2 rRNA genes (1 of these 2 only partly in view) are annotated in these 3,217 nt (G+C 56.0%); both read right to left on the bottom strand.

Annotated features, from left to right (window positions below):
- Positions 1-136: 136 nt before the first annotated feature.
- Positions 137-251: ribosomal RNA gene (gene rrf, locus EYB42_RS17115) — 5S ribosomal RNA — on the bottom strand.
- Positions 252-385: 134 nt separating this feature from the next.
- A 23S ribosomal RNA gene (locus EYB42_RS17110) occupies positions 386-3,217 on the bottom strand (it continues 2 nt past the right edge of the window).

Raw genomic sequence — 3,217 nt, 5'->3', positions numbered from 1 at the left:
CCTTCAGGTTATGAGCCTGACGAGCTACCGGGCTGCTCCACCCCGCGTCATTTTATGCAGCGTGTGGTTGCTGCGGCCCCGAGGGCAGTGCTGCGATCGGGGTATGATCGTTTTGAGAGAGCTGGTCTCTTTTCAGGTCTGGCGGCGACCTACTCTCCCACGTCTTGAGACGCAGTACCATTGGCGCAGGCACACTTATCGGCCGAGTTCGGGATGGGATCGGGAGTTTTGCGCCCGCTATGACCACCAGACCGGAGAAGAGACCGGGGGGTTTTACCCCTTTTCATCAGTGATTGTTCCAGGTTTTCGTTTACGTGCTTCTGACGATCCGTTTGCGCGCATGGTTTGCCTTGTGGCGTCCATGTTTGCCTTGCTGTTTCCGGATCAGATCAAGCCAATCGGGCGATTAGTACCAGTCAGCTGAACGCATCGCTGCGCTTACACCTCTGGCCTATCGACGTGGTGGTCTTCCACGGCCCTCAAGGGAGACCTTGTTTTGAAGGGGGCTTCCCGCTTAGATGCCTTCAGCGGTTATCCTGTCCGCTCATAGCTACCCAGCACTGCCGTTGGCACGACAACTGGTCCACCAGTGGAGCGTTCAACCCGGTCCTCTCGTACTAGGGTCAACTCTTCTCAAGTCTCCTGCACCCACGGCAGATAGGGACCGAACTGTCTCACGACGTTCTAAACCCAGCTCACGTACCTCTTTAAATGGCGAACAGCCATACCCTTGGGACCTGCTCCAGCCCCAGGATGAGATGAGCCGACATCGAGGTGCCAAACGATGCCGTCGATATGGACTCTTGGGCATCATCAGCCTGTTATCCCCAGAGTACCTTTTATCCGTTGAGCGATGGCCCTCCCACTTGGGACCACCGGATCACTATGACCGACTTTCGTCTCTGCTCGACTTGTCAGTCTTGCAGTCAGGCTGGCTTCTGCCATTGCACTCAACGAGCGATTTCCGACCGCTCTGAGCCAACCATCGCGCGCCTCCGTTACTGTTTGGGAGGCGACCGCCCCAGTCAAACTCCCCACCATGCAGGGTCCCGGATCCGGATGACGGACCGCGGTTAGACATCAAGAGTGCGAAGGGTGGTATCTCAAGGGCGGCTCCACGGGAACTGGCGTCCCCGCTTCAATGCCTACCACCTATCCTGCACATCACAATCCTGATGCCAGTGCAAAGCTGGAGTAAAGGTTCATGGGGTCTTTCCGTCTAACCGCGGGTAGTGTGCATCTTGACACACAGTTCAATTTCGCTGAGTCCACGTCAGAGACAGCGGGGAGATCGTTACGCCATTCGTGCAGGTCGGAACTTACCCGACAAGGAATTTCGCTACCTTAGGACCGTTATAGTTACGGCCGCCGTTTACTGGGGCTTCGATTCAAAGCTTGCACCTCTCCTCTTAACCTTCCAGCACCGGGCAGGCGTCAGACTGTATACGTCGCCTTGCGGCTTCGCACAGCCCTGTGTTTTAAGTAAACAGTCGCCACCCCCTGGTCTGTGCCCCCCGCCCATGCTTGCGCACAGACGGGGCTCCCTTCTCGCGAACTTACGGGAGCATTTTGCCGAGTTCCTTTGACGTGGTTCTCTCAAGCGCCTTGGTATGCTCTACCAGTCCACCTGTGTCGGTTTCGGGTACGGTCTGATGTGGGGCTATTTCCAGGAACCTCCAGGCAGCCCAGACAATCCGATAAGCCTGAACTACGGTCGAGATCCGTCACATCCCACTGGCCCAGGAATATTAACCTGGTTCCCATCGACTACGCCTTTCGGCCTCGCCTTAGGGGCCGGCTTACCCTGCTCAGATTAGCTTTAAGCAGGAACCCTTGGACTTTCGGCGAGAGGGTCTCTCACCCTCTTTGTCGCTACTCATGTCAACATTCTCGCTTCCGATCTCTCCACCGGATGCCTCACGGCCCGGCTTCACAGAAAGCTCTCCATGTCCATGCCACCCTTGCGGATGGACAAGACATGACGAGCTGTATCACGGAACGCTCCGCTACCACGCACATCGCTGTGCATCCTGAGCTTCGGCTCGTGGCTTGAGCCCCGTTACATCTTCGCCGCAGGACAGCTTGTCTAGACCAGTGAGCTGTTACGCTATCTTTAAAGGATGGCTGCTTCTAAGCCAACCTCCTGGTTGTTTTGGCCGTCCCACATGCTTTCCCACTTAGCCACGAATTAGGGGCCTTAGCTGCAGGTCAGGGTTGTTTCCCTCTTCACGACGGACGTTAGCACCCGCCGTGTGTCTCCCGGATAGTACTCCACGGTATTCGGAGTTTGCTTAGACTCAGTAAGGCTGTGGGCCCCCATCATCCATGCAGTGCTCTACCCCCGTGGGTATTCGTCCGAGGCGCTACCTAAATAGCTTTCGCGGAGAACCAGCTATCTCCAGGTTTGATTAGCCTTTCACCCCTAGCCACAAGTCATCCAGACCCTTTTCAACGGGTGTTGGTTCGGACCTCCAGTTGGTGTTACCCAACCTTCATCCTGCTCATGGCTAGATCACCTGGTTTCGGGTCTGATCCAACGAACTCATGCGCCCTTTTAAGACTCGCTTTCGCTGCGCCTACACCTACCGGCTTAAGCTTGCTCGTTAGACCAAGTCGTTGACCCATTATACAAAAGGTACGCCGTCAGGGCTCAAGGCCCCTCCGACTGCTTGTAGGCGTCCGGTTTCAGGTACTGTTTCACTCCCCTCGTCGGGGTGCTTTTCACCTTTCCCTCACGGTACTGGTTCGCTATCGGTCAGCAAGGAGTACTTAGCCTTCGGGGGTGGTCCCCCGATCTTCAGACAGGATTACACGTGTCCCGCCCTACTTGATGCGTCCTCTGGTGCTTCGCATACGGGACTGTCACCCCTATGGTTGGCCTTTCCAGACCATTCTGCTCACACCTCAAGGCTCGGCTGGTCCGCGTTCGCTCGCCACTACTGACGGAGTCTCTGTTGATTTCCTTTCCTCCGGGTACTTAGATGTTTCAGTTCCCCGGGTTTGCTTCAAAACCCCTATGTGTTCAGGGTAATGATACCTGGTTCAGCCCATTATAGGCCACCGAAGGTGGTTATAACGGACTGTCAGGTGGGTTTCCCCATTCGGAGATCCATGGATCAAAGCCTATTCCCGGCTCCCCATGGCTTATCGCAGGGTATCACGTCCTTCATCGCCTCTTGCTGCCTAGGCATCCACCAAACGCCCTTTTCGCGCTTGA

It is taken from the genome of Tabrizicola caldifontis, from assembly GCF_004762095.1.
Taxonomy (GTDB): domain Bacteria; phylum Pseudomonadota; class Alphaproteobacteria; order Rhodobacterales; family Rhodobacteraceae; genus Tabrizicola; species Tabrizicola caldifontis.
This window is presented reverse-complemented; position numbering and strand designations above follow the sequence as displayed.